Source organism: Corynebacterium sp. SCR221107 (assembly GCF_027886475.1).
GTDB lineage: Bacteria > Actinomycetota > Actinomycetes > Mycobacteriales > Mycobacteriaceae > Corynebacterium.
Window position 1 is genome coordinate 2,899,578 of record NZ_CP115670.1, and the last position, 24,765, is coordinate 2,924,342.

General features: G+C 61.6%; 21 protein-coding genes. 8 read left to right on the top strand and 13 right to left on the bottom strand.

The genetic code is table 11. The features are described 5' to 3' along the window. Window positions 1–9: 9 nt before the first annotated feature. The 5 genes from PAB09_RS12650 to PAB09_RS12670 form a co-directional block, all read right to left on the bottom strand. Window positions 10–828: an aldose epimerase family protein gene (locus PAB09_RS12650; protein ID WP_271033987.1), complete on the bottom strand. Its 819-nt coding sequence runs from the start codon at window positions 826–828 to the stop codon at window positions 10–12. Window positions 829–943: 115 nt separating this feature from the next. After that, entirely contained in the window at window positions 944–1,459 is a 516-nt protein-coding gene (locus PAB09_RS12655; RefSeq protein ID WP_271033988.1) for a VanZ family protein, read from the bottom strand. Window positions 1,460–1,510: 51 nt separating this feature from the next. After that, window positions 1,511–2,050 (bottom strand): NADPH-dependent FMN reductase, encoded by a 540-nt coding sequence (locus tag PAB09_RS12660; RefSeq protein ID WP_271033989.1) that lies wholly within the window; start codon window positions 2,048–2,050, stop codon window positions 1,511–1,513. Between the two features lie 294 nt (window positions 2,051–2,344). Beyond that, entirely contained in the window at window positions 2,345–4,321 is a 1,977-nt protein-coding gene (locus tag PAB09_RS12665) for a hypothetical protein (protein ID WP_271033990.1), read from the bottom strand. A 218-nt stretch (window positions 4,322–4,539) separates the two neighbouring features. Then, window positions 4,540–5,193: an IS1096 element passenger TnpR family protein gene (locus PAB09_RS12670; protein WP_271033991.1), complete on the bottom strand. Its 654-nt coding sequence runs from the start codon at window positions 5,191–5,193 to the stop codon at window positions 4,540–4,542. A 251-nt stretch (window positions 5,194–5,444) separates the two neighbouring features. Between PAB09_RS12670 and PAB09_RS12675 the strand changes: the two genes are divergently transcribed. From PAB09_RS12675 to PAB09_RS12695, 5 genes are all read left to right on the top strand, one after another. Next, entirely contained in the window at window positions 5,445–6,701 is a 1,257-nt protein-coding gene (locus tag PAB09_RS12675; protein ID WP_271033992.1) for a hypothetical protein, read from the top strand. 411 nt (window positions 6,702–7,112) lie between these two features. Continuing rightward, window positions 7,113–8,147, top strand: coding sequence for a transporter substrate-binding domain-containing protein (locus PAB09_RS12680; protein WP_271033993.1), 1,035 nt, complete (start codon window positions 7,113–7,115; stop codon window positions 8,145–8,147). A 30-nt stretch (window positions 8,148–8,177) separates the two neighbouring features. Then, window positions 8,178–8,837 (top strand): amino acid ABC transporter permease, encoded by a 660-nt coding sequence (locus PAB09_RS12685; RefSeq protein ID WP_271033994.1) that lies wholly within the window; start codon window positions 8,178–8,180, stop codon window positions 8,835–8,837. Continuing rightward, window positions 8,821–9,495 (top strand): amino acid ABC transporter permease, encoded by a 675-nt coding sequence (locus PAB09_RS12690; RefSeq protein ID WP_271033995.1) that lies wholly within the window; start codon window positions 8,821–8,823, stop codon window positions 9,493–9,495. Before PAB09_RS12685 ends, PAB09_RS12690 begins: the two co-directional genes overlap by 17 nt. 116 nt (window positions 9,496–9,611) lie before the next feature. After that, window positions 9,612–10,355, top strand: a complete 744-nt coding sequence (locus PAB09_RS12695) for an amino acid ABC transporter ATP-binding protein (RefSeq protein WP_271035401.1) — start codon at window positions 9,612–9,614, stop codon at window positions 10,353–10,355. 49 nt (window positions 10,356–10,404) lie between these two features. Here the strand turns inward: PAB09_RS12695 and PAB09_RS12700 are convergent, their stop codons facing one another. Both PAB09_RS12700 and PAB09_RS12705 read right to left on the bottom strand, forming a co-directional pair. Continuing rightward, window positions 10,405–12,165 carry a plasmid pRiA4b ORF-3 family protein gene (locus PAB09_RS12700; protein WP_271033996.1) on the bottom strand — a complete coding sequence of 587 codons (1,761 nt, stop codon included), beginning with the start codon at window positions 12,163–12,165 and terminating at the stop codon, window positions 10,405–10,407. Window positions 12,166–12,333: 168 nt separating this feature from the next. Further along, a complete protein-coding gene (locus PAB09_RS12705) occupies window positions 12,334–14,019 on the bottom strand; it encodes a plasmid pRiA4b ORF-3 family protein (RefSeq protein ID WP_271033997.1) in 1,686 nt (561 codons plus the stop codon). 503 nt (window positions 14,020–14,522) lie between these two features. On the opposite strand from PAB09_RS12705, the gene PAB09_RS12710 reads away from it, so the two are divergent. Both PAB09_RS12710 and PAB09_RS12715 read left to right on the top strand, forming a co-directional pair. Next, window positions 14,523–15,353, top strand: a complete 831-nt coding sequence (locus PAB09_RS12710; RefSeq protein ID WP_271033998.1) for a PTS sugar transporter subunit IIA — start codon at window positions 14,523–14,525, stop codon at window positions 15,351–15,353. A gap of 9 nt (window positions 15,354–15,362) precedes the next feature. Then, window positions 15,363–16,940: a PTS ascorbate transporter subunit IIC gene (locus PAB09_RS12715; protein ID WP_271033999.1), complete on the top strand. Its 1,578-nt coding sequence runs from the start codon at window positions 15,363–15,365 to the stop codon at window positions 16,938–16,940. A gap of 219 nt (window positions 16,941–17,159) precedes the next feature. On the opposite strand, the gene PAB09_RS12720 is transcribed toward PAB09_RS12715, so the two are convergent. Continuing rightward, window positions 17,160–17,822 (bottom strand): hypothetical protein, encoded by a 663-nt coding sequence (locus tag PAB09_RS12720; protein ID WP_271034000.1) that lies wholly within the window; start codon window positions 17,820–17,822, stop codon window positions 17,160–17,162. Window positions 17,823–18,072: 250 nt separating this feature from the next. After that, the gene (locus PAB09_RS12725; RefSeq protein WP_271034001.1) at window positions 18,073–20,874 is read right to left on the bottom strand and encodes an FAD-binding and (Fe-S)-binding domain-containing protein; all 2,802 of its coding nucleotides are present in this window, start codon (window positions 20,872–20,874) and stop codon (window positions 18,073–18,075) included. A 72-nt stretch (window positions 20,875–20,946) separates the two neighbouring features. On the opposite strand from PAB09_RS12725, the gene PAB09_RS12730 reads away from it, so the two are divergent. Then, entirely contained in the window at window positions 20,947–21,621 is a 675-nt protein-coding gene (locus PAB09_RS12730) for a GntR family transcriptional regulator (protein ID WP_442873765.1), read from the top strand. A 77-nt stretch (window positions 21,622–21,698) separates the two neighbouring features. On the opposite strand, the gene PAB09_RS12735 is transcribed toward PAB09_RS12730, so the two are convergent. The 4 genes from PAB09_RS12735 to PAB09_RS12750 all read right to left on the bottom strand — a co-directional run bounded on the left by PAB09_RS12735 (window position 21,699) and on the right by PAB09_RS12750 (window position 24,689). Next, the gene (locus tag PAB09_RS12735) at window positions 21,699–21,914 is read right to left on the bottom strand and encodes a hypothetical protein (RefSeq protein ID WP_271034003.1); all 216 of its coding nucleotides are present in this window, start codon (window positions 21,912–21,914) and stop codon (window positions 21,699–21,701) included. Continuing rightward, complete coding sequence (locus tag PAB09_RS12740) at window positions 21,915–23,270, bottom strand: TRAP transporter large permease subunit (protein WP_271034004.1); 1,356 nt, start codon at window positions 23,268–23,270, stop codon at window positions 21,915–21,917. 321 nt (window positions 23,271–23,591) lie between these two features. Next, a complete protein-coding gene (locus PAB09_RS12745) occupies window positions 23,592–24,227 on the bottom strand; it encodes a hypothetical protein (RefSeq protein WP_271034005.1) in 636 nt (211 codons plus the stop codon). After that, entirely contained in the window at window positions 24,228–24,689 is a 462-nt protein-coding gene (locus PAB09_RS12750; protein ID WP_271034006.1) for a hypothetical protein, read from the bottom strand. Between the last annotated feature and the right edge of the window lie 76 nt (window positions 24,690–24,765).

Here is a 24,765-nt window from a genome sequence, read left to right on the forward strand (position 1 = left end):
ACCGGCAGGCTAGTTCCCCAGCGGGGAAACCGTGACGCTCATCCCGACCCGCGCGCGGGCGCCGGGCGCAAGCTCCCGGCCATCGAGGCTAGGCCCCACCAGGGTCGGTTCCACGCAGAGGAATTCCCGCCAACCACCGGGATGGATATCCGAAATGGTAGCGGCAAGCTGCTCGCCGGGGTTCCACACCACGAAGGCGTCATTGTCAATGCCACGCACGTCCATGCGCCTGCCCACAACCGGATCGATGATGCTCACCGTCTCCGCTGCGCCCCGGCAGATACGGTCAAACTCCCCACGGAAGGTGGTTTGAGCCGTACCGACGGTATGCGCATCCTGTGCGCGATCGTATAAATCGGCACCGTCCAGACCCGTAACGTGGAGCTTTTCGACGTCGCCCACGCGGAAATACGGATGTAGCCCAAGCTGAATCCGCGCCTCCTTTTCAGACACATTGACCGCGCTGAGCACGACGTCGATCCCCTGCTCGGTGCTCGTAGTCAGCAGTTCAAGCGCCAGCCCATCATGTTCGACGTGGGCGCGGGAGACGCTTGCCCTCACCACGCCCGCGTTGCTACCGCCAGCACCTTGTGGCTGAGCCACGCCCTCGCCGACCACCTCCCACGGAGTAACCCGCGCCCAACCGTGTTTCGGACCGTCCATGAGGTCGGCGAACTGTGGGGCGATCACGGGCACCCCGCCGCGGATTGCCCGCGGGCCGGCGGTTGTGGTGAGTGTGGAAAGCCAAAAGATCTCGCCCATTTCACGGGCGGGACCAATAGCGGTGGCGCTGAGGATGTGGGCGCCGAAGGAAGCGATGTCAATCATGCCCCCATTATCCTCGCGCAAGCAGACTCGGGCGTGTCAGTAAAGCCCTGCCTGGGGCCACACCTGAACCTAGCCAGCGACGATTCAACCTGAAAACGTGGCCGCCCGCCCTGGATTAGAAGCCACCCGCAAGGACTTCTATTCCGGCAAACACAAAGGTCAGAACTATCCCTAGACCTATCCACCACCAGGACTTGTCGGGGCCACGACGCAAAGCCAGCCAAGCACCCAGAAAGGTGCCGAAAGTATTACACATCAGGTCGTCGATGTAGCTGCGCCCGAGTGCGAAGAGGAACTGCAGTACTTCAAGGCACAGGCTCAGGGCGAATCCGATGAGCGTGGCTCGGCGCAGCCGGTCCGCGCGTCCCCATAGTCCACAGGTGACCACAACTAGGGCCCCAAAGGGAACGAAGAGCCCGATATTGCCCACGTATTCAAAGTTGGGGGCAAACCATGACCGGGACATCAGCAGCATGTCGAAGGGGATAGGTTCGATGCGGCGCACGCGCTGACGCTCGGGGCGCCACAGTGGGCCGATGTGATAGAAACCCTTGAAGATGGTCAAAGAACAAATAACCAGCAGATAGCCAGCGAGCCCCCACGTGGTGCTCCACCTCTGCTCGTTAGACATAACGCCCAACGTAGCAGGTAGCTTCGTTGGACGTTGAATGAATTTGGCTTTTTAGGCCAGTGCAGCCTCGAGGGCGGCGAGCGCCTGCTCGGCGGTCTCGCGCTGGCCGTCGGCTGGCACGAACGCGCCCTCAACCATTTCGGTGGCGAGGTTAAACGACAAGGCGGGGGCAACCTCCGGCATACCGAAGCCATTGAGCACTGGCTTCCATGCGGTGATCGCATCCACGCCGCCTGCCCAGCCGTATCCGGCGAGCAGAACTGGCTTTTCCTTCCACTCCGGCCCCAGGGAGTCGACGGCGTTCTTGAAGGCTGCCGGGACGGAGTGGTTGTACTCGGCGGAAACGAAGACGAAGCCGTCCTGGGCGTCGATCTTGTCGCTCCAGGCCTGAGTCTTTTCGTTGTCGTACTGCTTGTTCAGTCCCATCGGCGGGGTGGCGTCGGTAAAAAACGGCAGGTCGAAGTCCTTGAGGTCGAGCAGCTCGTAGGTGGCCTCGGTGCCGCGCTCCTGCGCGATCGCGTTGAGCCATTCAGCAACAGCGGCGCCGAAGCGTCCGTCGCGGGTGGATCCGAGGATAATGCCGATCTTCATACAAGTCCCTTTCGAAATATCGAGAATGAGCAAACGCCACGAGCGCGACGGGGCGCCGACGACGTCGAAAAATGGTATCTGTCGATAGCAATCAACAAAACGGGATGCATCGCCCAGGCTATGTCGGCCTTTATACCGACGGGCAGGCAAACCGATTGTTGTGCTTGCCGACGCCACCAGCGCCGCCTTCGCAAGCGGCGCCCACTGGTCCTCGTGGCCACACCCACGCTTTGTTGACTTATCATATTTATAGTATTCCCGAACTGCGCCACTATCAGATCCGCAGGCTGTGAATTAAGGCACAGGCCGCTCCCCTGCATCGACCGGCGATTCCGGCGCGGCGTTATCGAGGTTTTCGTTTTGCTTCAGCGACGCCCTGCGCACCGAGACCGCCAGCAGCACGAGGCCACAGATGAGGAAGGCTACCGCGCGGGCAATGCCGCTTAAGGCCGCGAGGTCATAGAACACCAACTTCAGCACGGCGATCAGCGCGAGGAGCGCGCCGAGGTTGGTCAGCCGCCCGGCGCGGGTAAGCAGGAAACGCGCGGCCAGCGCCATCCATGCGATCGACACCAGAGCATGGGCGATCAACATGCCTCCGCGTGCGTTGCCCAGCATCCACCCCAGGTGCATGCCCACCCCCACCGTGGCAAGCATGGATAGATACAGTCCCACAAGGACCGCGATGATCTCCGTGGGGGTATCCCGCCTGGTTGGCCACAGCGGGCGCGCGCCAACCGCAGCGATCAGCGCTACCCAGATCACGATCGCAGCCAGGAGCGAATCCGGTGCGCGCTGGCCGAAGTCCAAGGTCAGCACGGGCAAGCCGAGGTCGGCGGTGATTCCGATGGCGCACACCGCCCAGACTGCCGTCACCCATGCCTGCTCGATAAAGCGCATGGCGGCAAGCAAAAGGGCGAAAAACACCACGAGCGCGCCCACCGACCAGACCATCAAGATGGTGGAATCAATAAACTCCAAACGCACCATCGCAGGTCCGCGGGTGGCCCACGCGGCAATCGGCAGCACGCCGATTGCGGCGTTGCGCACCCGCTCGCTGCGAAAGACCGTCAGGGACATCACGAACGCGCCGACTGCCGCAAGCAGCACCAGCCACTGCGCCACATCTAAACGATCTGATACTGCGGCGACGAGGGGTAGGCACAGCGGAGCCGCGGCCACAATGCTTGGTCGCCGCTTGCCACCTTGCACGTCCTCCGGTGCGACCGCACCTTCCTTGCCTTCCGCAGTGCGATCTGCGCCCGCCCACAGCAGCACCCACGTCTGAACCACAACGATCACCGCGATCAGCAGCGGGTATTCGCGCCCATCGAAAAAGATCGCGGCAGCTAAGGCCACTGCAGCGGTGACGGTGGCGATGCCCTGAAGTATCGCATCCTTATGCACCATCCCGAAGCCTGCTATCAGCAAAGGGATGAGCGCGAAGGTCAGATGATCTGGCACCTCGCTGGCCAGCGGGGTGTAGAGGCAGATTGCCGCGGCACCCAGCGCCAGCCACTGGGCTGTCCCCTGCCCGCCCTTGGCGGCAAAGAAGCGCCAGTTGTAATACCCCACCGCGCCGTAGCATAACAGCATGACCATTCCCGCAAGGTTGGGCGGGATCCATTTGTACACGGCCGTGACCGCGTGCGTTGTTATCAGCACTGTATAAAGGCTTGTGGTCATCAATGCGGTCAGCGCCGGTTGCGGCGCGGCATTGCGGTAGCGGTAGCTCGCCCCGAGAAGAACTAATGACACCAGGTAGGCGAGGATGACGCGGCCCACAGGTCCAAGCCATCCCATCTGGATGGCAATGGCCACGAGAAAGGCCACGCCGAGGAAGGTGATGATGCCGCCGCCGATCGCCACGGCACGAATCAGGTTCGACTCGCGATTACGCGTCGCCTGTGCGGTGAGCTCCGCCGTCGTGCGCGCAGCCGGCTGCGATTGCTGGGGCACCGGCGCGGGTCGCGGACCAACCCACCCACGGCCACGACGCTGGTTGGGATCATGTGCCGGCGGCATCGGCCGAAAGGCCGGCGCATCAGGCGACGCCAGCGGCATAGCGACAGGACCTGGTTGCAGGAGCGGCATGTCCTGATTGGCCGTGTGAGGTGGCTGCGGTGTCGAAAGGGATGCCACTGCGGAAGCATCGAGCTGTGCTAGCACCCGGCGCGCGTCCATGAGTGCGTTTTCCGCAACTTCCAGCCGACGAAGCGCATAGCTCACCGCTTCGTTGTTCTGACGGTGATTGTCGTTTCGTGTTTCCATATCCCCTACCTATCCACAACACCGAAGAGTGCGCACCCTCAATGCCTGCTTTGTTATGAATTCGTTGTGTAGGCAAAACATCCCTGCTCGTCGCACCTCGGCATATCACAAACCCCATCGAGCCTCAGCCGTAAACACCCTCTCACCTTGGACATCCACTGCTGCATTCAACAACCCTGCAGGAAGCCTCCTCGCCGCTCTTGTCGTGCGCCGAGCCCTTAAGAGGCAGGAACACTAGCGTGTGCGGCACGTTCGAAGGGGTCGATTGCTGCCACCGAATGAGCCAGGCGTTCGAAGTGCTCAGCCACGAGGCAGATCTGAGAATCCAGTACTGCCTCGAGGTCGTCTCCAGGCTCGACAAAGTCACACCAATACTCAACGTCGCGCTCGTCGCTGACGTCGATAAAGTCCTCCCAGTCTTCCCAATACTGAGCAACCTCGAGGCGGGTGAGATGATCGAGAGCTTCGATGGCGTCGTTCCACATGTGGTACTCGTCGTAATAATCTTTTTCAGCCGTGCCGAGACCGCCTATGAGCTGGGCACGCCCGTGTGCGTTGTCAGCAGAGGCATGCCCCAGGAAAGTAACCGTGAAAGGCCAGATGTTGTCCTCGTTGTAGTGGTAGAAGATTGCTTGGCCGTAAGCCTTCAGCACATTTTCCACACGCTCATTCATGTCTATGGCATGGACCTGAAAATCCGGGGACTCCAGAAGGTTTTCGCGGGAGAAGAAAGAGATCTCTTCCTCCCAGCCGAAGGCCGCGGCGATGATCCGGTGCAGGCCATACAAGGTGGTGCCGCGGGGAACGTCGATGAATCGGTCGACGACGATGTAGCTGTCATGCAGCTCTACTTTTAGCTTCACTTTCTCCATGCGCCGATTGTGCCAACCATTCCTCGCGGGACGGAAGACCCTTTTCTCCATGAGAGGCCGGTTGTCAACTCCAGTTGTCAGGAATGATGTTCTCTTACCTCGCACGGCCATGTCTCGGTACTTTCTTGCCGCCCACACACCTCCGATCGCACCTTTTCATCCCCGCTCGCTACTTGACACGCACCAGCCAACAGTCGCCCGCGGCGGGCAGGTGTCCACGCGGAAGTTTTTTTCACCGCTAAGGATGTCTCATGGATAAACTCGCACGCACCGAATCTCACGGTGGCCGCCAGCGCCCGCCCGGCAGTAGCCGTTCAAGCCGCCTGCACGTGGCCTGCGCCGTGAGCATCGCAGTGCTGACGCCTTCCGCATGTGGAAGCACCGATGAAGATTCCACCCAGCCCGCCACCAGCACTGCTGCGAGCACGACCGTGGCACCGGTGGCGTCGGCAAGCAAAAACGCGGAACCAACAGGGATCCAGGCGGTGCGTGTGGCCTATGAGAAACTGCTTGCGGACCCGGCTGCGGCGCGTGCACAGGCGGGCGCGGAATACACCCCGAGCAGCGAGGATAGCTTTAGTTACGCCATTGGCGAGTTCACTGGCGATGATCGCCCGGAAATGTTGCTGCGCGCGGGTGCCCATGCCGCCAATCCGGTGTTCGTTGTCTCAACAGATCCCAACAATGCCGTTGTTGTTGCCCGCACCATTGTCCACCAGGGCGTGAACGAGTTGGGTCAAGACCTTCAGATTCGCTTCTCCGCGGCGCATGATTTCATTTATCAACTGACTTTTGACACCACACGCTCGACGACCGCTGACACCGCACCTACCAGCATCGACACAGGCATAACCAACGTCGCACGCACTGACCAGGCAGAAGCCCTCGCGCTCGAAGGTGGCGCTTTGTCCAGCGTGGGCGTTTATGGATTTGCATTAGACGCCGCCACAGAGGCAGGCCAGACCGAGAAAGCGACGACGGGAACCGCCAGCACCGCAGCTTCCGATACGGTCCGCGACTTCCTCGACTTTGCGTGGTTTAGCTCCATTGACCCAGCGGGGTTGGATGCCCTCGCAGCGGTGTCCACCACGCATATTCCCGCCGGTTCGGCGGGGCGAGTATCTGACGATGGTCTAGGAAGGCCTACCCCGCAGACCGAATCCACGCCGACCCCCGAGGCGGCGGCACAGGCAGGCAACGTCTTTACCGGGACGTTGGTTTCGTATAGCGCCGCGAACATCGACGGGCAATACCTGGCCGAGGGGGTGGATCCGCAGGAGCGCTTCTTGTTGCTCCGGCTCGATTCACCCATCACGATCGAGGCCGATTCCGGCAATGGAACCTCGCAGGTCACGGCCAGCTATGTGGTCCCCGCGGGCGATTATTGGTCGCTCGAAGGTCAACACGTTACCGTCTATGTGGAAGCCGCGGACACCAATCTGCCTTCCGCCGACAACGTTCCTTCCACGGTCACGCATCTGCTTAATCCAACGGTTTTCCCGGACTAGTCCGGCTTCGCGTCCTGCGTGCCGACGCCGCCAGCCGCGACCTCGTACTCAGCGCTGCCATGCCCGTTGCGGCCGGCTCTGCTTCTTCATCTTCACCATCGCTCGCCTACTCATGCGCGCGTGTGCCCCGTGGCCGTCGGCAAGCGATAGACACCGCACGCACAACCGGGACGTATAAGCAGGGGGGACACGGGCCAAGCGGTGCAGGGTGCGTCGGCAAGCAATGGAAGGCGGCGTTGGCAACCGGATCTTTCACAAAAGCCCCGCTCCCCGCGCTTGTGCGTCGCTGGAGAAACCTCTTAATAGACCGGGCGTTTCGCTTTCCATTCCTCATGTGAAGTGTGATTTATTCACCTTTCACTTCCCACAATAGACAATCCTGTATACACTAACCGAACAAGCTAGTTCGGCTTGACTACTTCCGACGCCGCATGGCCGCCCTCCTTGCACGACCTCGTTCGCGCGGGCAACGTCGCCGGAAGTCTCGAAGAACGCAACACAGCACGAGTTATTCAAGAATCAAAAAGGAAGATCATCATGTCCGGAACACTGTCACGCCGCGATACGCGGATCTCAGTCCTTATCATCGCGCTCCTGTCTACCCTGGCAATGCTGCTGCTGAGCGCTTGCTCGGGTGGTAGCTCCAGCTCGGAGGGCAACTCCGAGTCCAGCGGATCCGCAGCCAGCGGTTCGTCCACCTTCCGCACCTTGGATGAGATCAAGTCCTCCGGCGTGATCAAGGTTGGCGTGTTCTCCGACAAGGCTCCGTTTGGTTCCGTCAATTCCGAGGGTGAGTACGAGGGCTACGACATCGAGTACGCCAAGCGCATTGCAGATGACCTCGGCGTCGAGGTTGAGTACGTGCCGGTCGAGGCCGCTGCCCGCGTCGAATTCGTCGACACCGGCAAGGTCGACGTCATTCTCGCCAACTTCACCGTCACCGACGAGCGCAAGGAGAAGGTTGACTTCGCCAACCCGTACCTGAAGGTCTCCCTCGGTGTCGCTTCCCCGGATAGCGCTCCGATCAAGGACGTCTCCGAGCTGGCCGACAAGACCGTCCTCGTTGTCAAGGGCACCACCGCCGAGTCCTACCTCGAAAAGGAGCACCCGGAGCTCAAGCTGCAGAAGTACGAGCAGTACACCGAGGTCACCAACGCCCTGATCGACGGCCGTGGCGCCGCCTGGGTCACCGACAACACCGAGGCACTGGCATGGGCTGGCCAGACCGAGGGCTTCTCCGCAAGCATCACCTCCCTGGGCGATCCCGACAACATCGCGGCAGCCGTTGCCAAGGGCAACTCCACCGTCTTGGACTTCCTCAACGAGGAGCTGGTCACCTTGGACTCCGAGAAGTTCTTCTTCGATGACTTCGAAAAGACCCTGCTTCCGGTCTACGGCGACCAGATCAAGCCCGAAGAGCTCGTTTTCTCCGCTGAAGAGCGCTAAACCGCGCCATTTATTAAAAACCCAAAACACATGGATACTTCGGTTGTTTTCGACAACCTTCCAATGTATGCCGAGGCGGCAGTTCTCACTGTGAGAGTTGCCGCTAAAGGCATTCTGGTTGCCTTTATCGTGGGGCTTGCCTGCGCCACGATCAACCTGTTTCGCACCCCAGTGCTGCGTTGGATCGTTGCCGCCTATGTCGAGCTCTCCCGCAACACCCCGTTGCTGGTGCAGCTGTTCTTCCTTTACTTCGGACTGCCAAAGGTAGGCATCACCTTGGAGTCGGAGACCTGCGCGGTGGTAGGCCTTGCCTTCTTAGGAGGTAGCTACATGTCGGAGGCAATCCGCACCGGACTGGAGGCGGTTCAGCCGATTCAGATGCAATCGGCGGTTTCCCTGGGCATGTCGCGCCTGCAGGCGTTGCGGCACGTCATCTTGCCTCAAGCCTTCACTATTTCACTCCCAGCCATCACCGCCAACGTCATCTTCCTTATCAAGGAGACCTCTGTGGTCAGCGTGGTGGCCCTGCCCGATTTGGTTTACACCGCCAAGGAACAAATCGGCCAAAGCTATGAGACCCGCGAGGCCTTGCTGCTGCTCGTGGTGTTCTACCTGATTATCTTGCTGCCCATTTCTCTGGGTGCTGGCTGGCTGGAAAGGAAGGTGCGCGGCAGTGTTTTCGGATCTTGACGTCCTCTTCCAAGGGAACAACTTCTTGCGCCTTTTGTCAGGGCTGTGGGTATCGGTGGAAATCGCGTTGTCCTCCATGGCCTTGTCCATCGTGCTGGGCACGATCTTGGGTGTCATCATGACCTCCCGCAACCGCGTGGTGCAGGTAGTCACCCAGATCTACCTGCAGTTTGTGCGCATCATGCCGCAGCTGGTGTTGCTGTTTTTGGTGTACTTCGACCTCACCCGCGGCTTTGGCATCAACCTTGACTCCAAGCTCGCCGCGATCATCGTCTTCACCTTGTGGGGCACCGCCGAGATGGGCGATCTGGTTCGTGGCGCCATCAAGGCCACCCCGCAGCACCAATTCGAATCGGCCGCGGCCTTAGGCATCGAGGGCATGAACCTCTACCGCTACGTGGTCCTCCCGCAGGCGGTACGCGGCCTGATCCCCCTGACCATCAACCTCACCAACCGCATGATTATGACCACCTCTCTGGTGGTGCTTATCGGCGTGGTTGAGGTACTCAAGGTCGCCCAGCAGATCATCGACGCCAACCGCTTCGACTACCCCGGCGCGGCCTTGTGGATCTACGGCGTGGTGTTCTTGCTGTACTTCCTGGTCTGTTTTCCAATCTCCGTGGCGTCCCGCAAACTCGAAAAAAGGTGGCAAGCATAGTGAGCGTCCCCAATTCCCCCGCCTCCAATGATCCCCAAGCCGGAGCACACCAGGCTCCAACACATCAGGCTCTAGGTCCCCAGACTGCACCAACCGGCCCGGGCCCTACCCCGCTCATCGAGCTCAAGGACGTGGACAAGGTTTACCCCGGCGGCTTCCAGGCTCTCCATGAGATCAACTTGGCGGTGGCTCCCGGTGAGGTCATCGCGATCGTCGGGCCCTCCGGCTGTGGCAAGTCGACCCTGCTCAAGACCGTCAACGGCCTTGAGGACATCCAGGGTGGCACCATTTCGCTCGATGGCGTAGTCATTTCCGCCGGTGACCCGAAAGCGGTCAAGACTAAGTGGAAAGACGTGCGCACCCAGGTCGGCATGGTTTTCCAGAACTACGAGCTCTTTCCACACTTGACGGTGCTGAAGAATCTCCTGCTCGCCCCGAAGGTCGTGCAGGGCGCGGATCAGAAGGAGGCCGAGCAGCGCGCATTGGCACTGCTCGAGCGCGTCGGCTTGGCACATAAGGCCCACGCGAAGCCCCGTGAGCTCTCCGGTGGCCAAAAGCAGCGCGTTGCGATTGTGCGAGCGCTCATGATGCAGCCGAAGGCCTTGCTCTTGGATGAGATCACAGCCAGCCTCGACCCAGAGATCGTCCGCGAGGTCTTAGACGTGGTGATGAACCTGGCCAAGGAAGGCATGACCATGCTGGTGGTCACCCATGAGATGCCCTTCGCCCGTGCCGTTGCCGACCGCATCGTATTCATGGACGCCGGCCGCATCGTTGAGGTGGCCCCGCCGAAGCAGTTCTTCACCAACCCTTCCTCGCCGCGCGCACAGGCGTTCCTGAACACCTTCGTATTCGAGTAATTGCTTGCCGACGCCCACGCGGTGGCTTCATTCCCACGATGCACGGCTACTACCTGGAGTGATCCCGGTACCCCTCCTGCGCCTCGGTAAGCAGATGCTGCGGATCGAGGTGGCTGAGGCTTTCCTTGACGAACGCAACCAACGTGGGGTGCGGGGTTTGTTGCTCGGGGAAGAGCGGGTTGGGAATAAATGGGTACATCTCCAGCAGGCTATCGCGCACCCCACCGAAGCGACGGAAGATCTCCTGCAATGGCCCTAGTTCGACAACCTCCGGATCCAGGTGCGGGAAGTAGAGTCGCGCCAGGCCCTGATAAAACTCGGTAGTTTCCATCATCGGATCGTGATCGCGCAGCTGGCCCAGAGCGCGGGCGGCTTCTTCCCCATAGGCGAGAGTAAGCAGCGCGATGATGCTGGTGATGAAGTGCTCCCCGCGTTCGGCGGGCATGCGCCTGGCCACCTCGCGGGCAAAGGTAGCCGGGTCGCACTCCAGGAGCCTACGAGTTTCAGGCACGGGGATGAGTTCCTCGCCTGTCCACGCCAAAAACTCGATGGTGAGGAAGAGGTATTCGAACTCGTTGTGGATGGCATCGCCCACGGCCAGCGGTTGGCCAAGCAGTGTGGCCAGTGCTCTTTCCTTGGCCTCCCGCGGATCGTCGTTGAGCATGATGGCATAGACGGCTTGGATCTTGGTGCCGAACAACTCGGCGTGGGTGTCATTGAAGTGTGCCGAGGATTCCTCCTGCATGGCGATCATCTCATTGAGCAGAGAGAGCCCAAAGTAGTCGCCGACGACGCGCAGCACGCCCCGCTGCTGGGCGCGCTCGTACAGGCGCTGTGGAATGGTATCGCCGTCGAAGGGTGTGGGCTCCTTGATGAGGGCGTCGTACCAGCCGCTTTCATAGAGGTCGAAGTCATCATCGTCGTCCTCGCCACCGCCTTGGCTGGTGCTGATCAAACCGGCGCCCTTGGCGGCGCTGATGGGGTTACCGATGCTCACACTGCCCGCCTGCGCGGGATGCTCATAGGCATCGAAGTTGGCGTTTGCCAGGTCTTCGGACGTCAACGGCTTCATGTCGAGGTGGAAAGTGGCTATCTTCTCGTTGATGACATCCACGGCATCTTGCGCGCTGTAGCCCATGTCCATGAGCCCGCGCGCGAGCAAAAGAGAGGTGTCGAGGGCCTTGTCGAAGCTGTCCTCGCCGAAGTCTGGGTAGTCGTCCGGGTTCGGCTCCGCTGTGGGATCGGCCTTCTTGACCGCGTTGATGTCTTCGCGGAAGTATTTCTCGTGTGCCTTGTCCGCCCAGTGCTTGATGATAGTGGCGTGCTCGTTGCGGAAGATGAGCCGGTAGCGTTCGCGGTCATGAAGCTCCTCCCAGCGCCCCTCGGCGGCAAGGTCGATGTCTTCTAAGATCTCCGCCCAGGCCTCGATCCCGCCGATATCCTCCATGGGAGTCAGGCCCGTTGCACTCTTTAAGGCGGCCTTTTTCCGGGCACGGTTGTCGGTGCCCACCAGGGTGATGGTGTGGTTCCACTGATCGCCGAAGTGATAGGTGTAGGCCATGGTGTCGCCGACCTGCGTCAAGAGTTCGGAAACACGCACACCTGCCTCATTGTTGGTGTCGGGCAGCCGCGCTGGGCACCAGATTTTTTCACCTTTGGAAAACAGGTGCAGGTGGGCGTCTGCCCAGCCAAAAGCCGCCTGCACGAGCAGGTGCAGTCCGTGCAAGGTCGTTTCAGCCGGGATATCGATGACGCGGGTCACCGGCCGCGGCGCCTCGTCGAGCGTTACTTGCAGATTCAGGCTAGGCATGTGGCCATTGTGCCCAAAAACGTCCCCACATTCACCCCATTACGACAAATTCCTCATCTCGTGTTCAAGAAATTTGACCACGAAGTGTGAAAGCGACACTCACCGTGCGTGACAACCCGCCACCAGACCGAGCCTGCTGGCGGGTCGTTTCACGCCATCTATGCGCTTTTAATACGAGCGCCTCTTCGAATCTGTTCCTTCCTCAAGTGACAAAAACCAGCGCGCATCGACATGACGCAGGCACTGCCGCATGAACGCGAGCACTGCGTCGTCCTGCGGACCCGCTTCCGCATCATCAACGATTCCCGCGTTAATGCGAGGCAAAAAATGGTGTGTGTCCTTGAGCAAGTCGATACACTCGGTGGCCGCATCGACCTTGTCGATGAAGGCGACTATCCGCTGATACTCCACCCCGGGATAGACCTCTGGTGGGAAGTAGATCGCCGATAGTTGGTTGTAAAACTCATCGAGGATGGCTGCAGGCGACATTCCCCGCAGCCATGCAAGCTGCTCGCGCGCTTGTCTTCCGTAGACCTTGTTAAGCAGCCCCACAATTGCCGTTATGTAGGAAACGCCTTGGTGAGCGGGGATCCGATGCGCCATGGCACGGGCCATGTCCTCCGGCGGCATTGCCAGCATGCGCGCCGTAGTGGCATTGGCTACCAACGCAGCGTCGTCCTGCTCGGCGTGCCCGTCGGCGCACCCGGTCACGAGGAACAACTCCTCGAGTCGTTCCCACAAATTGGCATGCACCCTAGGGTCATAGCTTTGGCCGTGGTCCGCGAGGTACTTATCCTCGATGGATTCACGGCTGTGCCCCAACGTCACCAGCGCTAGGAGCCTTTGCAGCCGCTGGCCAATGACGCGCGCGTGCTCGTCGGAAAGCTCGCGATCGTCCTCGCCTTGCAGGCGCACCATTTCAGTAATCATGGGGTTGGCAAAAAAGTCGGCGAGCGCCGGCAGTGCCCCGCGAGTGTCGGCGCGCTGCGCAATTCTCTGGGTTACCGCCGCGTTTTCAATATCAGGAACCTGCCTCGCCATGAAGTCCTGCAGCGCCTGTTCGGCAGCGCTATAGGAGTCAAAGCCGCCATCATCGTCGATTCCTCCGACTACAGCGTCTGCCCCAAATTCTGGTATCTCCACCGCGCGCCCGTAGCGCCGCGACCACCGCAGGTGCGTGGTGGTCCACCCATCAAAAGGCTCCTTTTTATATAGCTCAAACAACTCTTCAAGCTGTTCGGCGTCGAGCGCGGGATTCTTGTGCGCACGTTCGCCAAAGCAATTGATGGCAGCCACGGACTTCACCCACGTCGCCTGATGGATAGGACTTACCTCGGCGAAGCTTCTCAGCAGCTCATGCGGGGTGTAATCGGAGAAATTTTCCATGTAGTAGTCGAAAAACTTCTCCACATCCGTGTTATTAAGCGCGGCTTTTTCCACCTCGGCGACGAACTCTCCCCAGGCCTTGGGCCCGCCGACGCCTTCGTAGGCGGCCGGCCCGACGACCTCAAGCAGCCGCGCTGAGGTGGGGCGAGTCGGCGGGGCGGCCAGAACCGTTATGTGATGTAACCACAGGTCTACGAAGTCATACAGGTAATACATTTCGTCGCCGGCCTTGTTGACGATGTCATTGACCCGCACGCCCATGGAATCGGCCTCGTTGTTGTGGCGGGGCCACGGCATCCACCGCATTCCGTCTTGCGCGAATTGATATAGGCGAGCGCTTCCCCAACCGAATGCTTCTTGAATCACACGGTGGAGCGCATAAAGCGTGGTGTCTGACGGGATCTCTACCACACGGACAACGGGCCAAGGCATGTTTTCGAGTTCGATCTTGAGTCGGAGCGAAGCCATGCCCACATTGTTGCAAAACCGCGCCTAGCCCGCGCCCATTTGGAAATTGATTTTGCTTTCCGACGCCAAGGTTGCTCGAACAGGAAAGTGGAACCGCGCAGGCTTCGTTGTTTCAGGGAAACAATCTGTTCTCAACACCCTTCGCACACCTAGCGAGTAAGACCAATCCTGGCCACGTCCAACGTCCACTTGTGACCAAATAACTCGCCACAGTTTGCGTTCACATAATTCGCAATCTCCCCCTTCACAGTGACCTTAGGTGTGAGATTGCACAAATCACATTCGACCCCAAACAAAAAGGAACTTCCTTTTCTATCAAGGTCAATGCATAATCAGGACTCCGAAAGGTGCGATCCACCCGCGCACATGTGTTCTTGCAAACCTTTGCACCTATACACAAACAATCGCTAGTGGTAAGTCTTAAGGTGTTAACGCTTACATCTGAGGCGAGACACATGTGAGACCACAGGAATCTTGTACAACACAGAAAGTGGGAGACTTTCATGTCCATGCTCAACGAGCTCTTAGCTCCCGGGGCGGTGAATCTGCACGGCCAGGCGCGCACCTGGCCCGAGGCCATCCGGCTTGCCGGTGGGCTGCTGGAGCAGGCGGGTACCGCCACCGCCGACTACACCGAGGCGATGGTTGCCTCGATTGAGGACAACGGCCCCTATATCGTCGTCGCACCGGGTTTTGCCTTCGCCCATGCGCGCCCCTCGGCCGCGGTCAAGCAGACCTCGATTTCGTGGGTGCGGCTTGATGCGCCGGTGGAGTTCGGCCACAAGTCCAACGACCCGGTCAGCCTCGTGGTCGCCCTCGCCGCCACCGACGCCACCGCCCACCTCAAGGCGATGCAGGAACTGGCCAGCCTGCTGGGAAATAAGCAGGCGCGCGCACGCCTTGATGAGGTCGCCGACGAGGCGCAGCTGCGCCAGGTGTTGGAGCAGGTAGCCGGTGGCGCGGCGGGAAACGTCGGCAAGCATGCTGCGCCAGCGACTTCGACCGCAGCCAAGCCTGCGCGCGCTCATGCGGCGAACACTGTTGCCTCCAAGGGCAAGATCTACACCGTGTGCGGCAACGGACTGGGCACCTCCTTGTTCCTGAAAAACACCCTTGACCAGGTGCTCGATGCCTGGGGATGGAGCAAGTACCTCACCGTGGAGGCCACCGACACCATCTCCGCGAAAGGCCGCGCCAAGGAGGCCGATTTCCTGCTGACCTCCGGGGAGATCGCCGCCACGCTCGGCGACGTGGGCGTACCCGTCCACGTCATCGAGGATTTCACGTCCCTGTCCGAAATCGACGCCGCGCTGCGCGAGCTTTATGACGTGTAAAGGACCCTCATGAACGTCTTATTGGCCATCGCCAACTTCCTTGTCAACGAAATTCTCTCCGTGCCAGCATTCCTTATCGGCATCATCACCGCCGTCGGCCTATCCGCCCTCGGCAAGTCCGCGGGCCAGGTGCTCGGCAGCGCCATCAAGGCCACGCTGGGCTTCCTCCTCATCAGCGCCGGCGCCAACCTCGTGGTCGCCTCCTTGGATCCGCTGGGCGCCATGATCACCGGCGCCACCGGCGCCCAAGGCGTGGTTCCCACCAACGAGGCCATCGTCGGCATCGCCCAGGAACAGTTCGGCTCCCAGGTCGCCTGGATCATGATCTTAGGCTTCGTGGTTTCACTCATCCTGGCCAGGTTCACCCCGATGAGCTACGTGTTCCTCACCGGCCACCACGTGCTGTTTATGGCAACACTTCTGACCATGGTTTTGGCCCCGGCGGGCTATTCCTCCTGGGTGGTCATCGTCTTCGGTGCGGTGCTGCTGGGCATCCTCATGGTGTCGCTGCCCGCCATCGCCCACCCCTGGACGAGGCGCATTACCGGCGACGATTCGATCGCTATTGGGCATTTCGGCACCGCGGGCTATCTGGCGGCTGGCGCCGTCGGCAAGCTGGTTGGTGGCAAGGGACAGAAGATGTCGGCATCGACGGAGGAGCTCAAGCTACCTGAGGGGCTGCGCTTCCTGCGCGACTCCATGGTCGCCACCGCACTGTCCATGGCCTTGATGTATGTAGTCTTGGCCGTGCTGTTCATCGCCCGCGCGGGCACCGACGAAGCCTTCCAGGCATTCGAGGGCGGTGCCACCGGCGTCGGCGACTACCTCATGCAGTCGGTCACCCAGGGCCTGCAGTTCGGCGTGGCCGTGGCCGTGATCCTCTTCGGCGTGCGCACCATCCTCGGTGAGCTCGTGCCCGCCTTCCAGGGCATTGCCGCCAAGGTCGTCCCCGGCGCGATCCCGGCGCTGGACTGCCCGATCGTGTTCCCCTACGCACAAAATGCCGTGCTGGTTGGTTTCATCTCCTCCTTCGTCGGCGGCCTCGTGGGTCTGGCCGTACTGTCGCTGTGGCTGAACCCGGCCTTCGGCGTGGCCTTGATCCTGCCCGGGTTGGTGCCCCACTTCTTTACCGGCGGTGCGGCCGGCGTCTACGGCAACGCCACCGGTGGTCGCCGCGGCGCGGTCTTCGGCGCCTTCACCAATGGCCTGATCATCACCTTCCTGCCCGCCTTCTTGCTGGGCGTTCTGGGCTCCTTCGGCGATGCGAACACCACCTTCGGCGACGCCGACTTCGGCTGGTTCGGCCTGCTGCTGGGCTGGTCGTCCAAGGCAGGCGGTGCGCTTGGCCTGGCACTCATGGCCGTGCTCGGCCTTGCCGTGCTCGCCGTGGCGTGGCTGGTTCAGACCAAGCTTGTCGACGGCGGCTGGGACCCCACCCCGAACCGTCCGCGTCCCGGCGCTGCCGCAGGGGCTAAGGATGACGCTGCTCCCACCGCCCTTGCCGCTGGTGCTACGGCCGCCTCGCGCAAGTATCCAAAGATTGCACCTCCTGAGGGTGCGCCAGTGCCGCCGAAGCCGGTGGCCTAAGGCTCAAGCGGTCCGCTTTCGCGGGCCGCTTTTCTTTGTGTGCGGGCTGCGCCCGTCAATCCCATGATTCCTCGGCTGGGGCTTCACATCTGCGGTCGAACGGAAACAGTAGAACGGAGTGCCAAAAATACCCCAGGGGGTATGAAAACAGGCCCTTTTCGACCATGCCTATTCGACCGCACATGTGAAGCCCTTCAAACCGGCCTAGGTCACCCCTTATTACCACAGCCCGCTGAGATCAGTGATCGGCAGCCAATTGGGTTCGATATGGTCGGCCGGATAGTTCGTCTTGTCAAACGATTGCTCACTGACTTTCACTGGCATGGTGCCCTGCAGCTGGTAGTTTTCAGAAAGGGCACCCGGTTGGGGGGAGTCGTAGGACACCTGCCACACACCCAATTGATTGGCATTGAAAAGCACCTCGTAGCGTCCACCGCCTGCAGAGGCCGCACCGTTGACAAGCGAGGCCGTTGCCTGAATGACCTGATAGTTCTCGTCGCCGGTCACCATGGTGACCGGCGAATGCCCCCTGTAGAAGTTCATTATCAACATGTCCGGGCGGCTATCGCCGGTAAATTCGCCGATGGCGTAGTAGTAGCCTGTGGAAACCTCATCCGGTCCGTGCATGACAGTGTCCAGCTGTGGGGGATTGGCCAACACGGAAGCATACGCCGCACTCAACTTGTGAAAATTCGTACCCGAGGTCTCCTGACCACCCGCCTGCTCAACAGTCGCAATGGGTGACTCCGGCGCAGCCTGTTCGGGCGTGGCCTGGTCCGGCGCAACGGTAACCGTCACGTACACTACATCCTCACTAGAGCCACCGCTGCAGGCAACCAGCGTCAATGATGCCAACGCAATCAGGGCGATTCGCTTACTCACACGCATGGCTTCAACCTTTCCCGAGAACATCATGCATCCATTTCCAATAGCGCACATAATACGTCCGGAAACTCGCCCTAACACCTCTTTTAGTTATCAAGACACGCGATTTTGATAACTTTGCTCCGCGCCAAGGCCCCTATATGTGCAAAAAATGGCACCGATTCGACATATCCAGCCGGCTGTCCGCGGATGCTCGCGGGTGGTGCGACGGTGGGCGTCGGTAAGCAAGAGTGAACAAGGCTGCAGCCTAGTACTTGAGGACCTCCGCCACGATCTCGGCCAGGTGCTTGGCGCTCACGCCGGTACCTTGGGCGATCTGCGTGCGGCAGGAGAATCCGTCGGCAAGCACGGTGCCGCCGTTGTCCTTGTCCATGGCGCGCACGCGGGGGAAGAGCTCGCGCTCGCCAAGCTGCATGGACATCTCGCCGTGGCCCTTCTCAAAGCCCCAGTTTCCGGCAAGCCCGCAGCAACCGGTCTCGATCTGGGCCTCGCTAAAGCCTAGGGCATCAAGGATTGCCGACGCCTCGGCGCCGCCGCCGGCCGAACGCTCGTGGCAGTGGACTTGGGTGAGCACGTTGCCAGCCGCCTCGATGCGCTGCGCGGGGATCGCGCCGGTATCGACGAGCTCCCTAATCTTCGGTGCCACAACCTCGGCGAAGCTCTTGGTCGCGGCCGCAAGCGGTGCGATATTCGGGTTAAGCTCTGCCGCTTCGCCGCGCAACATCGTGGTACACGAGGGTTCGATGGCCACCACGTTAAGTCCCTGGTCAAGGTAGGGTTTCATGACCTTCGCCGTGTGATCCAAGACCCTGTTGACCATCCCCAGCTGGCCGGTGGAATGCCAGGTCAGCCCGCAGCAGACGAACTCCTGCGGGATGATGACCTCAAATCCTAGCGCCTCCAACGCCTCCACGGCAGCGGTCGCGGGCCCTGTGGCCAGCGAACTATTGAAGGAGTCCGGCCACAGGACGATCTTCTCCCCGCCGCCTTGAGGGGTCCGCGTGCGCGCCCACCGACGTAGGCCGGTGTGGGCGAAGCGGATCAGTGGGCGAGAAGAATCGAGACCACCGAGTGCGGCGACCGCCTTCGGGAAGCGGGTCATGATGGTGTCGATGAGCGTCGGCAAGCCGAAAACCTTGTGCGCGATGAAGCCGGTCAGCGGCAGCCACCCCATCACGTAGTGCGCCATCGGGCGCAGTTTCCCCTTGTAGTGATGGTTGAGGAACTCCGACTTGTAGGTGGCCATATCCACGTTGACTGGGCACTCCGAGGAACAGGCCTTACACGACAGGCACAAATCCAACGCCTGCGCCGCATCGTCCCCGGTGACGGTCTCACCGCGGAAGAGCTCGGACAGGATCCGCGAGCGCCCGCGGGTGGAGTGCACCTCGTCGCCGGTGATCTGGAAGCTGGGGCACATCGCGCCCTCCATCGATCGACAGGCACTCACCCCCACGCAGCGGTTGACGGCGCGCAGGAAGTCGCCGCCATCGTGCGAGAAGGCATGCGCCTGAGTGATGTCCAGGTTGCGCTGGCCGGGATCCATGCGCAGGCCCTGGTCCACGGGATCGGCCCAGACCAGCACGCCGGGGTTGAAGATGCGCTCGGGGTCGAAGATGAGCTTGAACTGCTCGAAGAGTGCGCGCATCTCGGGCGAATACATTGTGGACAATAGTTCCGAGCGCGCGCGGCCGTCGCCGTGCTCGCCGGACAGCGATCCGCCATAGGAGGTCACCAGCTCCGCCGCCTCACGCATGAAGGCGCTAAAGACCTTGATTCCCTCGTCGGTTTGGAAGTCGAAGCTGATCCGCACGTGTACGCAGCCTTCGCCGAAGTGCCCGAAGGGGATGCCTTTGAGCTGATGGCGATCCATGAGCGCGTACAGGTCGCGGAGGTACTCGGCGAGGTTTTCCGGCGGGACGGCGGAGTCCTCCCAGTTCGGCCACGCCTCGCCGCCGTCGGGCAGGCGCGTGACGGTGCCTGCCGACGCTTCGCGGATGCGCCACAGTTCGCGCATCGCCTTGGGGTCGGTGACCACCACGAACGCGCGGGTGGGCACTGAGGCCGCTACCTCCTCGGCGCGCCTGCGCGCCGCAGCTTCGGTTTCCGCGCCGACCTCGCAATACAGCCAGCCGCCAGCCCCCGGCTGCCCGGGCAGGTTCTCACCGGCATGTTCCTGGCCGTTCTTGCTGCGCAGCGCATCCAGCAGGTCGCCGCCCATGCCCTCGATCGTGGCCACCCCCTCAAGACGCAGGGCTGCTGCGTGCCGGGCGGCCTCAAACACGGTGTCAAAGGCGAGCACCGCCAGGGCGGTGGCCTGAGGCTTAGCCACCAGCTTGACCTTGAGCTTGGTGATGATCCCAAGAGTGCCCTCCGAGCCCGCGATGGCCTTGGCCATGTCCGCGGCGAGGTAGTGCAGTCCGTAGCCAGAGACCTGGCGGGGGAAGCGCCCGAGCTCGGCCTGGATCAGGTCGGCGTTGTCATCAAAGAGGCTGCGCAGCTGGGCGTCAATGACCGGGTCGCTGCAGCCGTCCTGGGTGACGGTGACCTCACGCCCGTCTGCCAGCATGAGGGTGATCTCCGCTAGGTTCTCGGCGGCGGTTCCATAGGCCACCGAGTGCGAGCCGCAGGCGTTGTTGGCGACCATGCCGCCGATCGTGCAGCGCGAATGCGTGGACGGGTCAGGTCCGTAGGTCAGCCCGTATTCGGCCGCCGCCGCGCGCAGCTGATCGCAGACCACGCCCGGCTCCACCTCGGCGGTTGCGGCGACGGGGTCGATGTTCAAGATCCGGTTGAAGTGCCGGGAGGTGTCGATAATCAGCCCATCGCCGATGGCGTTGCCCGCCACCGACGAGCCACCGCCGCGGCCCACGATGGGCCAGCCCTTCTCGCGCGCATAGGCAATCGCCTCGCGGATGTCTTCGACCGTGTGCGGTTCCAGCACTGCTGCGGGCACGCGGCGGAAGATCGAGGCGTCGGAGGAATATGCCGCCCGGGTGGGCATATCGCGTCGGAGTTGGGAAGGAACCTTTGTCTGCACAGGTAGCATGTTACTCCTTTCGTTGGGCCGCGTGGCCATGTATGGGAAACTGGTGTGGTGGAAAGTCTCACCGAGAAAGTGATGGATTATGTGCGCGACGGGGTAGCGCAGGGAACCATGGTTCCCGGCCAGTGGTACTCGGTGTACAAGCTCGCCAGCGAGCTAGACATCTCCCGCTCGCCCGTGCGCGACGGACTACTCCGGCTCGAAGAAGCGGGCCTGATCTCCTTCACCCGCAATCGGGGCTTCCAGATCGTGCCTACCAATCCCGCCGATGTCGCCGAGCTTTTTGCCCTGCGCCTGGGCATCGAGCCGCCCGCCGCCTACCGCGCCGCACGCCAGCGCACCCCCGCCCAGCTGGCGGAGGCCCACCGCCTGGTCGAGGCGATGACGCAGGCCGCAGGCCGCGGCGATGAGCGCACATTTTTCGCCCACGACCGGGCCCTTCACCACCAGATCCTGGTAATGGGCGGCGCCCGCCGCGGCGTCGCCATCGTCGACCGCATCCGCGACAACACCGTGCTCCTTGGCCACTCAACGGCGGGTAGGAGCCGTTCGCTTGCCGATATCCTGGCCGAACATCAGCCGATCATCGAGGCCATCGAGCGCGGCGACGGGCTCATCGCGGCCGCCGCGATGCGTAGCCACCTGGGCTCCACCGGCAGGCTGTTGCTTGCCCAGGCCGCGCACACGGCCGGGCTCGATGAGCAGGCCACCGCCACGATCTGGGCCGACTACACCGCGGGGCTGCTCTAGGCCCGCGATGCCCACACAGGCAGCAAAAAGGCAGCACACAGGCAGCAAATAGGCAACAAGGAGCCGACCAGCCGCCGCTACTTCTTCGGCGCGTAGGTGAGGATGAAGGCGCACACCGCGCACAGCGTGGATGCCCAGAAGGCATAGGGGGCGATACTCTTTGTCGCCCCGGTCACTAGCTCATTGCTCAAGGTAAATAGGCCCAGCGCCTGCACGCCCACGATGGCCACACCGCCGATCAGAAAGGCCGCGAGGAAGAGATAAAACAGGACTCGAACAAGCTTGAAAATCATCTAGAGCACCTCCGGTACATACACTGGCAACCATCCCATGCCCACCAGCCAGGCAAGCAGGATCATCGGCAAGACAAAGTAGATGATGAGCGGGACAAACATCTTGGTGGGGTTGGCCTCCGCGATGGCGGAGGAGAGGTAGATCGGCGCACCCACCGGCGGCGAGGCCCCTTCGGTGGAGGTGCACAGCAAGATCACCACGATCGCGATGGTGGGGTCGATGCCCACGGCGGTCAGCGCCGCCACCGCGGGCGCGCCGATGGCCGCAGCCGTCGCCGTGGAGGACAGCGGTGTCGCGACGATGACCGACAGGATGCACACAGCCACAATCATGAGCCACTTCGGCAGGGACATGGAGTTAAGCGCATCCGACAGCTGCGGGCCCACGCCAAGTTCTTCCATGATGGTCGCCGCAGCCAGCGCCGAGAACAAGGAGATGCCGACGGTGGCAAAGCTGGGCAGATCCCGCTTGATCTGCGCGGCAAAGTGCGCCCGGTTTTGGTTAATGCGATTGGCACCCTCGACCAGCGCGATGAGGGTGATGAGGATGGGCACCCACACGATAATCGAGATCGACTTGATGCCATCGGCCCCCACGCGATGCTCCTCGCCGAGCCAGCGGGCCAGCGGACCGATGGTCACCATGACGGGGATAATGATGCCTAAGAAGATCAGCGGCGAGCGCCATCCGTTTTTCAGCGCACCCAGGAAGGGGACGATCTCCGCGGCGGGCGTGCGCGGCACCGCGTCCTTCCGCGACCACATAAACACCACGGCCAGGCGGTAGAGCACGGCGTATGCGCCGGCGCAGGCCAGCGCCACATACACCGACGAGGAGCTTGCGCCGGCGGCGGCGGGCAGCGCCAGGATGATAAACATCGTGGAGTTCGGCGGCAGGGCAACGCCCAGGCCGGAGTTACCTGCCACCAAGGTGGCCGCGCGTTCGCTGGACCAGCCGGTTTGTTTCATCCAGGGGATGGTAACCGAGCCCACGGTGGCGGAGTTGCCCGCGGTCGATCCCGCAATCAGGCCGATCATGGCCGAACCCAGCGTCGACACATAGGCCGCGCCACCGCGGAGCCTGCCGAAGATCGAGTTCAAGATGGTGATGAGCCGGTCGATCAGCCCGGTTGACTGCACGATGATGCCCATAAACACAAAGGCCATGCCCGCGAAGGTCACCTCGGATTTTCCCGCTGTTGTTATCCCGTGCCACAACAGCTGCGGCGCGTCTTTGCCGCCCACCAGCGCCACGCCGATGAGCCCCACGAGCAGCGCCTCGGAGATCTCGCGCTTGAGAAACACGTTGACGATCACCGCGATGGCGATGAACACGACAAGCGCAACAATTCCCATCTCTCGCTCCTTTCCATCGATTACGTTGGGTCTTCGTTCTCATCCAGCGACCAACCTTTGAGTTAGTCAGCTCAATACGACACCCTTTCGGTGATGTAGAGCACAGTAACATGTTACTTAATCGTTTGTTAAGCGGGCGCGCATATGCGGGTGTGACCTAGGACAAATTCATTACCCCTCCGGTTTCCCACCCACAGCGTTTGCATGCTTGCCGACGACCACAGGTCGCGCACCCGCGAACACCGAAAAAGCCACTGGGCGCCCGGCAGGTGGTGCGGGCGGCCAGTGGCCGTCGGAAAGCAAAAACCAGCCAACAACAAGCTAGGAAAGCCGTATATCGCGCACGTCATAGACGCGCAGCATACCCAGCGGCAGGCTGGTATCGGACGGGTACGTGCCCGCAATCGCCGGCACGGTGATGGTCACGTGCTTGCCCTCGTAGTCCCAATACTCGCCCGCGGTAATGCTCACGCCAACATCCATCGTGCGCGTACGCGTCGTCCCCGGCCTGCCGCTTTGGAAGCCGGTGATGTCTTGGGACTGATCCAGCATCAAAACCCAGAAGGAGTTTGCAAGATCGACCCCCGGGTTGGGATCCGCCGAGCCGAACAGTGCACCCTGCCGATCAAGGTGCCGCATCGTGCCAGATAGCTCGATGGTGTCCGTCTCCGACGCACCCTCAGCCTGCGCCGGCTCGGGTGTTGCCTGCTGCGCGGGTTGCTGCGCTTGCCCGTACTGCGCCGCCACGGTCGACAACGCATCCAGCCCGCTGGGATCAGTGGTCGGGCGCCAATCCACCTCGACGTGGGTCGATGGAAGATTCGGCAAGGGGACCGTTTCTTCGCCCACCTTTGTCGGCATCGTGCCCACCAGGCGGTAGCGTTCCGAACGCCCGGAGGTAGCGTTGGCGTCATAGAGGATTTGGAAAACGCCGTCGCCGTCGCTGCTGAATGCCACCTAGCCGCGTTCACTACCGCCGCTGGCCCCATCGAGCAGCGAAGCTGTCGCCTGCACAATGTTGTAATCGGCATCGGTGGTGATCATGGTGATCGGCGACCATCCCCTGGTATCTCGCCTAATGAGCAAGTCCGGGCGGTTATCGCTGGTGAACTCGCCGATCGCGTAACCGTAGGTGGCCCCGAACGCTTCAAAATCTTCATGGGTCAGCGTATCCAGGTCCGGTGGCGCGGCCAGCACCTGTTCATAGGCGCTGCGCAGCTTGCCCAGGTCCACCCCTGAATCCGACTGTCCCTGCTGATCTTGTTGCTGCTCCTGCGGTACGTCTAAAGGTACGCCGGGGGTGCTGGTCACGGTCACCACCACGACCTCGTCGCTGCCACTGCCGCCACAGGCCACCAGCGACATCGATGCAAGCACAGCCATCGCGGCCGTGCCTATGGCCCGGAGGATTCCGCGCATGATGACGCCCCTTTTTTTAAGCGAAGGAATCTCTTTTCAACTTTATAGCGCCTGCACGCTATCCGCCTGCAAAATC

Excerpts from the sequence above, each read along its gene's own strand:
- PAB09_RS12650 (WP_271033987.1), bottom strand. The coding sequence starts at position 828 with ATGATTGACATCGCTTCCTTCGGCGCCCACATCCTCAGCGCCACCGCT.
- PAB09_RS12655 (WP_271033988.1), bottom strand. The coding sequence starts at position 1,459 with ATGTCTAACGAGCAGAGGTGGAGCACCACGTGGGGGCTCGCTGGCTAT.
- PAB09_RS12660 (WP_271033989.1), bottom strand. The coding sequence starts at position 2,050 with ATGAAGATCGGCATTATCCTCGGATCCACCCGCGACGGACGCTTCGGC.
- PAB09_RS12665 (WP_271033990.1), bottom strand. The coding sequence starts at position 4,321 with ATGGAAACACGAAACGACAATCACCGTCAGAACAACGAAGCGGTGAGC.
- PAB09_RS12670 (WP_271033991.1), bottom strand. The coding sequence starts at position 5,193 with ATGGAGAAAGTGAAGCTAAAAGTAGAGCTGCATGACAGCTACATCGTC.
- PAB09_RS12675 (WP_271033992.1), top strand. The coding sequence starts at position 5,445 with ATGGATAAACTCGCACGCACCGAATCTCACGGTGGCCGCCAGCGCCCG.
- PAB09_RS12685 (WP_271033994.1), top strand. The coding sequence starts at position 8,178 with ATGGATACTTCGGTTGTTTTCGACAACCTTCCAATGTATGCCGAGGCG.
- PAB09_RS12700 (WP_271033996.1), bottom strand. The coding sequence starts at position 12,165 with ATGCCTAGCCTGAATCTGCAAGTAACGCTCGACGAGGCGCCGCGGCCG.
- PAB09_RS12705 (WP_271033997.1), bottom strand. The coding sequence starts at position 14,019 with ATGGCTTCGCTCCGACTCAAGATCGAACTCGAAAACATGCCTTGGCCC.
- PAB09_RS12710 (WP_271033998.1), top strand. The coding sequence starts at position 14,523 with ATGTCCATGCTCAACGAGCTCTTAGCTCCCGGGGCGGTGAATCTGCAC.
- PAB09_RS12715 (WP_271033999.1), top strand. The coding sequence starts at position 15,363 with ATGAACGTCTTATTGGCCATCGCCAACTTCCTTGTCAACGAAATTCTC.
- PAB09_RS12725 (WP_271034001.1), bottom strand. The coding sequence starts at position 20,874 with ATGCTACCTGTGCAGACAAAGGTTCCTTCCCAACTCCGACGCGATATG.
- PAB09_RS12730 (WP_442873765.1), top strand. The coding sequence starts at position 20,947 with ATGGATTATGTGCGCGACGGGGTAGCGCAGGGAACCATGGTTCCCGGC.
- PAB09_RS12735 (WP_271034003.1), bottom strand. The coding sequence starts at position 21,914 with ATGATTTTCAAGCTTGTTCGAGTCCTGTTTTATCTCTTCCTCGCGGCC.
- PAB09_RS12740 (WP_271034004.1), bottom strand. The coding sequence starts at position 23,270 with ATGGGAATTGTTGCGCTTGTCGTGTTCATCGCCATCGCGGTGATCGTC.
- PAB09_RS12750 (WP_271034006.1), bottom strand. The coding sequence starts at position 24,689 with ATGCGCGGAATCCTCCGGGCCATAGGCACGGCCGCGATGGCTGTGCTT.